Consider the following 8,131-nt stretch of genomic DNA (forward strand, 5'->3'; position numbering starts at 1 on the left):
CCGCGGATTGCGCGTGCCTGGCTTGCGCGGTTCGCCCAGCGCATCGCTCACCGCGTTGCTGCGGATCCAGCGGTTGCGATACCAGGCCGCCTCGCCGCCCCTGATCCGGATGCCATGCGCCATGCCGTCGCCGACGAACCAGTGATGGCTGGGACCATGCGCTTTCTTCAGGGGGTTGGGCCCGATCCTTAGATAGCGCCCGTCAAGCTGGTCCGGGATCGTGCCGGTGACCTGCATGGCCGAGATGGTTTCTTCGCTCTCCATCGGCGCATGCAGTCCGTCGAGAAACGGATGCCCGCCATTGGGTTCGGGCAGCCGCTTGCGGTTATAATTGGCCACGGCGGTAATAACCGGAGTGACGGCAGAACGAATGGTTTTTTCAATCACGGAGGCCATCGGGATTTCCTTCGGTTCATCATTTCATCGGCAATATGCCTGTTGGCAAAGCGACTCGCAATGTTTATGATGTTAACATGCCGGACAATGCTAACAGTGTCAACATAACTTTGGCGAGGGGTGCACTATGCCTCCAGTTCTTCCAGTGACGGCGCCTTATCATCACGGCGACTTGCGCGCTGCGGCGCTGGAGATGGGCATGGAACGGCTGGCGAGTCAGGGCCAGCCCGACCTCGGCCTGCGCGCCCTCGCTCGCGATCTCGGGGTATCGGCAACCGCGCTTTACCGCCATTTCCCGAACAAGGATGCGTTGCTGGATGCACTGGCGCTGGAGGGCCTCAACCGGCTCGGGCAAAACCAGGCGGAAGCAGCGGCAAAGGCCGGCGGCGGCCGCGACGGCTTTGCCGAGGTTGGTGTCACCTATGTCACATGGGCGGTCAGGAACCCGGCATTGCTGCGCCTGATCTACAATCGTGTCGGTCAGGTCGATCTCGCCGCCGATGACCCGACCGCGATGGGCGAAGCCTTTCATCAGCTGCGCGCCGGCATCGCCGCGATGATGCCCGACGAAATGTCCCGGGAAGAACGCGCCGCCGCCGCGCTGCACGCCTGGTCGCTGGTCCACGGTCTGGCCATGCTGATCCTGGATGGCCAGGTCGAATATGATCCGGCGATGGTCCGCAAAGTGGTGCTGATGACGGATTTCAACGCCGGATAAACAGAATCGGTCGAGCCGGGATCGTTCGTGCTTAACCTGCCTTTTACCTGCATCTGTTAGCGACGGTCCGCAATCGACAAGCGGCAACCAGGGCAAGAACGGATGAATGACTTTTTCACCACGAGCGAAAAGCAGAACAAGCTTTTTGGGGCTGTCATTCTGGCCCTTTTATGCGTTCTCGGCCTGGTGGAACTGGCGCTCGCTGACCGTAAATTCGGCCTGTTTACCGGAGGCTTCGGCCAGTCGCAGGCCATCGACACGCTCGCGGAGCGGTTCGTCTTCCTGGTGGGCTATCTCTGCTCGATGGCCCTGCTCGTCATCGCTGTCTGGTGGATCATTGTCCGCCTGTTCCGCCGCCGGCATTCCTGGCCTCCGCTGTTCTTCCTGGTGACTATCGTCGGCGGCACCTATCTGTTGCTGCTCGCCCTGACCTTCAAACTCGGTCAATATTTCAGTGATACGATGAGCTTCACCCTGATGGCGAATCTGGGTGGCGGCAGCCTGACCGATGCCCTGCTATTCGCTTCCAACGAGATAGTCCTGGGCATCGCTGGCCTGATCATTGCTCTTTTGGTCTACGGCTTTGCCTTCCGCTGGCTGTCCCGCAAATTCAAGGTTCGCGCCAACCATCCGCAATGGTCATCTTATGGCCGTCTGGTCATCCAGCTGTTTTTCTCCAGCCTGCTGCTCGCGATCATGGTCCCCGCAGCTTCGATCGACGTGCAAAATGGCCTGAACCGTACGCTGGCCTGGGGCTTTTTCACCACCGCTGCAAACCGGCTTACCGATTTTGACAATGATGGTTATGGCTGGATTTCCCACATGCCGGACCGGCACCCCTTTGACAGCAGCCGCTATCCGCTGGCCCTGGATATTCCGGGAAATGGCATCGACGAAGACGGCTATGGCGGCGACCTGCAACTGACCCCGATGACGCCGCAACCGCCGATCACCCTGATCAAGGGCAACCGCCCTCACCTGATCCTGATCGTCATGGAAAGTGCACGCTATGATGCGATCGGCAAGCGGATCAATGGCCAGCCGGTGGCCCCCAATCTCGAAGCCATTGCCCAGTCGGGCAGCCTTGTTTCTCCCGCCTTCAGCCATGTCGGCTTTACCACCGCTTCGCTCAAATCCCTGTTTGGCGGAGCTCTGCAACCGGCAAACGGTTCACCGTCGCTGTTCCGCGAACTCAAAGCCAGCAGCTATGAAATTGCCGTTTTTTCGGGTCAGCCCGAAGATTTCGGCGATATCTCCCAAACCGTAGGCATGCGCGAAAATGCCGATATCTTCATCGACGGCGAGAAATTGAAACATCTGCGCGCATTCAGCAACGGCGCGCAAGGCTCGATACTGGTGGACGAGAAGCATCTGCTGAAAGCCTTTGCCGACGAATATCAGCAGCCATCAAAATGGGATCAGCCCCAATTTCTCTATTTCAATTTCCAGTCGCCCCATTTCCCTTATTATCACAAGGACATGCCGCTCAATCTGACCGACCGCCCCTTGCCCCGGTCAGAGATCAGCGCGAAAAACCGGGAATTGTTGCAGCAGACCTACTGGAATGCGATCCACTATGCAGACCAGCAGCTCGGCGAACTGGTTTCCCGGTTGAAACGCGATGGCCTGTGGGATGACAGCGTGGTCGTGATAACCGGCGATCATGGCGAAGATCTGTTCGAGGATGGATTTCTGGGTCATGGCCATAATATCAATATTCGCCAGAACGGCACTTTTCTGGTGACCAACCGCGCCGGGGTAACGACCGACGGACCGATTGGCCTGAGCGACTACCGCGCCATCATCCTCGCCTTGCTCAACGGGCAGCAGGCTCACATTCCCGCCAAACCGGTGCTGATGACCGTTGGCGATCTCGATCGCCCCACCCAGATCGGCATTGCCGAAGCTGCTTCGCAAATCACGACCTTGCGGCTCGACACCGGAGAAGCCTGCATGGTCGAGAAACAGCGCTGCGCCAATGAAAGCGGTCTGACCGGCGACTTCCGGGCCCGGGTCGATCGCCTGATCCGCGTCTGGGGCAGCGCCAGATGGCAGAGCCGATCGGCAAGACTGCAGGAATGATCGCTGCCCCAATTTAAGCGAAGAATGTCCAGGCGAGCAGCCCAAACGCCCTCTTGACCCGGTTCCAACATCCCCCTATATGCCGCTCTCACCACAGATTTCGAGACAGGGCGTGCAGTCGCGCGGCGCGCCAGAAGAAATGATCTCTGCACGGTTTTCAGGACGCTAAAAAGCTGCAATCTCCCGTGTCGGGAGATATGCGGCTTTTCTTGTCTTGAAGCGCCTCCACATATTGATTTTCCGCCGGTTTTCCGGCGATGGCGAGAAGGCAAAACATATGGCTACCCAAGCAGCTTCGGTCAAGACGACGGCTCCGACCCCCACCCGCAAGAAACGCATTCGCAAGATCTTCGGCAATATCCACGAAGTCATCGAGATGCCCAATCTCATCGAAGTGCAGCGCGAATCATATGAACAGTTTCTGCGTTCCGATCCCTCGATTGGATATGTGTCTGGCCTCGAAAAAACGCTGCGCAGCGTTTTCCCGATCCGCGATTTTGCCGGTACCGCTGAAATGGACTTCGTCAACTATCAGCTCGAAGATCCCAAATATAATGTCGAGGAATGCCGTCAGCGGGGCATCACCTATGCCGCGCCGATGAAGGTCACCCTGCGTCTGATCGTGTTCGAGGTCGATCCCGAAACCGAAGCCCGCTCCGTTCTCGATATCAAGGAGCAGGACGTCTATATGGGCGACATGCCCTTGATGACCAAGAACGGCACGTTCGTCATCAACGGCACCGAGCGCGTTATCGTCAGCCAGATGCACCGTTCGCCCGGTGTGCTGTTTGACCATGACCGCGGCAAGACCCACTCTTCCGGCAAATTCCTCTTCGCTGCCCGCGTCATTCCTTACCGTGGCAGCTGGCTCGACTTTGAGTTTGACGCGAAAGATATCGTCAACGTCCGCATCGACCGCAAGCGCAAGCTGCCGGTGACCGCAATGCTGCGGTCGCTCGGTGACGCGATCCTCGAGGTCAAGGAAAAGAAGCCCGATTTCAAAACCGGTGAAATGATCCGCGTAGCCGGCATGAAGCAGCCAGCCGAAATATTGGACGTCGACGGCAATCTGATCACCATCCGTGAACCCATGGGTGCAATCGAGGTCAACGGCAAGATTGAAGACGAAGGCCGGACCAAGAGCGCCGAAATCACCAAGATCGTCAAGCAGGGCTATTCGGAAGAAGATATCCTCAACCTGTTTTACGCGCGCATCGTCTACAAGCGGGCAAAAGACGGCTGGACAATTCCTTTCGTCGCCGAGCAATGGCGCGGACTGAAGCCGACCTTCGATATTGTCGACGCGCAAAGCGGCGAAGTCGTCTTTGAAGCGGCGACCAAGATCACGCCACGGGCCGCGAAAAAGGCTGAATCCGATGGCATGAAAAACATCGTCATCCCGACCGAGGAAATTTTCGGCCGCTACAGCGCCTTTGATCTGATCAACGAGAAGACCGGCGAGATTTACATCGAAGCCGGTGACGAAGTCACCGCAGAAAATCTCGAAAAGATCGACAATGCCGGTATCGATGCGCTCGAATTGCTGGATATCGACCATGTCACCACCGGCCCATGGATCCGCAACACGCTGAAAGCGGACAAGGCCGAAGATCGGGACGGCGCGCTGTCCGATATTTACCGCGTCATGCGCCCCGGCGAACCGCCAACGCGCGAAACCGCAGAAGCCCTGTTCGAAGGCCTGTTCTTCGATCCGGAACGTTATGACCTGAGCGCCGTTGGCCGCGTGAAGCTGAACATGCGTCTCGAACTGGACGCACCGGCTGACTACACAATCCTGCGCAAGGAAGACATTATCGCGGTTGTCAAAACCCTCGTCGACCTGAAGGACGGCAAGGGCGAAGTCGATGACATCGACAATCTCGGCAATCGCCGGGTTCGCTCGGTGGGCGAATTGCTGGAAAACCAGTATCGCGTCGGACTGCTTCGCATGGAACGGGCCGTCAAGGAGCGGATGAGCAGCGTTGACGTATCCACCGTGATGCCGAATGACCTGATCAACGCGAAACCCGCGGTTGCGACCGTTCGCGAATTTTTTGGTTCCTCGCAGCTGTCCCAGTTCATGGATCAGACCAATCCGCTTTCCGAAGTGACCCATAAGCGCCGCGTGTCGGCGTTGGGCCCCGGTGGTCTGACCCGCGAGCGCGCCGGATTTGAAGTCCGCGACGTTCACCCGACCCATTATGGCCGGATCTGTCCGATTGAAACGCCTGAAGGCCCGAACATCGGACTGATCAACTCGCTCGCCTCGTTCAGCCGCATCAACCAATATGGTTTCATCGAAACCCCCTATCGGAAAGTTGTCGACAACAAGGTGACGGACGATGTTCTGTATCTCTCCGCGATGGAAGAGCAGAAGCATACGGTGGCGCAGGCCAATGCCGAGCTGACCGAAGACGGCAGCTTTGTGGAGGAAATCGTTTCCTCCCGTCAGGCTGGTGAATTCCTGATGGCCCCGCGCGACATCATCACGCTGATGGACGTCAGCCCGAAACAGCTGGTGTCGGTTGCCGCCTCGCTTATTCCGTTCCTGGAAAATGATGACGCCAACCGCGCCCTCATGGGATCGAACATGCAACGCCAGGCCGTGCCGCTGGTGAAAGCCGAAGCACCATTTGTGGGCACCGGCATGGAAGAAACCGTGGCCCGGGACTCCGGCGCTGCAATCGCTGCACGCCGCGCCGGCATCGTCGATCAGGTGGATGCCACCCGGATCGTGATCCGCGCTTCGGGCGCGGTGGAAGCTGGCCGTTCCGGTGTGGACATTTACACGCTGCAGAAATTCCAGCGCTCCAACCAGAACACCTGCATCAACCAGCGTCCATTGGTGAAAGTGGGCGAAATCGTCCAGCAGGGCGACACGATTGCTGACGGTCCGTCCACCGACATGGGTGAACTGGCTCTCGGCAAGAACAGCCTCGTCGCCTTCATGCCCTGGAATGGCTATAATTATGAGGATTCGATCCTCATCTCCGAGCGGATCGTGAAAGACGACGTCTTCACCTCGATCCATATCGAAGAATTTGAAGTCATGGCCCGCGATACCAAGCTCGGACCGGAAGACATCACCCGCGACATTCCCAATGTTGGCGAGGAAGCCCTGCGCAATCTCGACGAAGCCGGCATTGTCTATATTGGTGCGGAAATCGAGCCTGGCGATATTCTCGTCGGCAAGATCACGCCCAAGGGTGAATCGCCGATGACGCCGGAAGAAAAGCTTCTCCGCGCCATTTTCGGTGAAAAAGCATCCGACGTCCGCGACACGTCCCTGCGTCTGCCGCCCGGCGTTGCCGGTACGGTCGTCGAGGTCCGTGTGTTCAACCGCCACGGCATCGACAAGGACGAGCGCGCTCTGGCGATCGAACGCGAGGAAATCGCGCGCTTTACCAAGGATCGCGACGACGAACGCGCCATCCTCAATCGCGCAACCTTCAACACGCTGAAAGATATGCTGATCGGCCAGACCGCGACCTCCGCGCCCAAGCCGATGAAGAAAGGTGCAGAAATCACCGAAGACAGCCTGGCCGAACTGGAGCAGGTTGATTGGTGGAAGATCGCGGTAAAGGACGATCAGGTTCAGTCCGATTTCGAAGCCACCCGTCAGCAATATGACGAAGCGATCAAGCTGATCAACGAACGGTTCGAGGACCGTCGCGAAAAGCTTGAGCGCGGCGACGAACTGGCACCGGGCGTGCTCAAGATGGTCAAGGTTTTTGTCGCGGTGAAGCGCAAGCTGCAACCGGGCGACAAAATGGCTGGCCGTCACGGCAACAAGGGCGTCATCTCCCGCATCCTGCCGCAGGAAGACATGCCGTTCCTCGAGGATGGGACGCCGGTTGATATCGTGCTCAATCCTCTGGGCGTGCCATCGCGCATGAACGTCGGTCAGATTTTCGAAACCCATCTGGGCTGGGCCGCCCGTGGTCTCGGCCAGCAGGTCACCCAGGCGCTCGAAGAATGGAAGCTGGCCAATCCTGATCCGGAGGCAGCATCGCCACCCGATGCGGTCAAGGAGCGACTCAAGGTCATTTACGGCGAGCAATATCATGCGGACATCGATTCCCGGGATACTGGCGAAATTGTCGAAATGGTCGGCCATCTTCGCGACGGTATTCCCATGGGAACGCCGGTGTTCGACGGTGCGCATGAAAGCGATATTTCCGACATGCTCGAACTGGCAGGCCTGGATCGCAGTGGTCAGGTCAATCTTTATGATGGCCGGACCGGTGACAAGTTCGACCGCAAGGTGACCGTGGGCTATATTTACATGCTCAAGCTGCACCATCTGGTCGACGACAAGATCCACGCTCGCTCGATCGGCCCTTACAGCCTTGTCACGCAGCAGCCTCTTGGCGGTAAAGCGCAATTTGGCGGACAGCGTTTCGGGGAAATGGAAGTCTGGGCGCTGCAAGCTTACGGCGCGGCTTACACGTTGCAGGAAATGCTGACGGTCAAGTCCGATGACGTGATCGGCCGCACCAAGGTTTACGAAGCGATCGTCAAGGGTGACGATACGTTCGAAGCCGGCGTGCCGGAAAGCTTCAACGTTCTGGTCAAGGAAATGCGGTCGCTCGGCCTCAACATCCAGCTCTCCAGCTTTGGTGACGATGATGATGAAGCCGACGACGGGATTGCGATAGCGGCGGAGTGAAGCACTAGTTTCACGCCACGCAGCATTTCAAATTTGGGGCGAAAGCCCAAGAGGAATTAAGACATGAATCAAGTAACAAATTTTGCAAATCCGATCGCAAAACCGGAAACATTCGATCAGATCCAGATCGGTCTGGCATCGCCAGAGCGCATCCGCAGCTGGTCCTTTGGCGAAATCAAGAAGCCGGAAACCATCAACTACCGGACCTTCAAGCCGGAACGCGACGGCCTGTTCTGCGCCCGCATCTTCGGTCCGGTAAAGGATTA

General features: G+C 58.0%; 5 protein-coding genes. 4 read left to right on the forward strand and 1 reads right to left on the reverse strand.

Features of this window, described 5'->3' with window-relative positions:
• On the reverse strand, window positions 1-396 hold a 396-nt coding region (locus ACEW8J_RS02415; RefSeq protein WP_373490035.1), incomplete at its 3' end, for a carotenoid oxygenase family protein.
• A 127-nt stretch (window positions 397-523) separates the two neighbouring features.
• On the opposite strand from ACEW8J_RS02415, the gene ACEW8J_RS02420 reads away from it, so the two are divergent.
• From ACEW8J_RS02420 to ACEW8J_RS02435, 4 genes are all read left to right on the forward strand, one after another.
• Window positions 524-1,114 (forward strand): TetR/AcrR family transcriptional regulator, encoded by a 591-nt coding sequence (locus ACEW8J_RS02420; protein WP_373490036.1) that lies wholly within the window; start codon window positions 524-526, stop codon window positions 1,112-1,114.
• A gap of 102 nt (window positions 1,115-1,216) precedes the next feature.
• Complete coding sequence (locus tag ACEW8J_RS02425; RefSeq protein ID WP_373490037.1) at window positions 1,217-3,196, forward strand: sulfatase-like hydrolase/transferase; 1,980 nt, start codon at window positions 1,217-1,219, stop codon at window positions 3,194-3,196.
• Between the two features lie 277 nt (window positions 3,197-3,473).
• On the forward strand, window positions 3,474-7,865 hold the full coding sequence (rpoB, locus tag ACEW8J_RS02430; RefSeq protein WP_373490038.1) for a DNA-directed RNA polymerase subunit beta: 4,392 nt from the start codon (window positions 3,474-3,476) through the stop codon (window positions 7,863-7,865).
• A 63-nt stretch (window positions 7,866-7,928) separates the two neighbouring features.
• The coding region (locus ACEW8J_RS02435; RefSeq protein WP_373490039.1) for a hypothetical protein at window positions 7,929-8,131 on the forward strand (203 nt) is incomplete at its 3' end.

This window comes from Parasphingorhabdus sp., from assembly GCF_041748495.1.
Lineage (GTDB): Bacteria > Pseudomonadota > Alphaproteobacteria > Sphingomonadales > Sphingomonadaceae > Parasphingorhabdus.

Bases quoted from the DNA above. Each gene is read 5' to 3' on its own strand.
- rpoB (WP_373490038.1), top strand. From the start codon at position 3,474: ATGGCTACCCAAGCAGCTTCGGTCAAGACGACGGCTCCGACCCCCACC.
- ACEW8J_RS02425 (WP_373490037.1), top strand. From the start codon at position 1,217: ATGAATGACTTTTTCACCACGAGCGAAAAGCAGAACAAGCTTTTTGGG.
- ACEW8J_RS02420 (WP_373490036.1), top strand. From the start codon at position 524: ATGCCTCCAGTTCTTCCAGTGACGGCGCCTTATCATCACGGCGACTTG.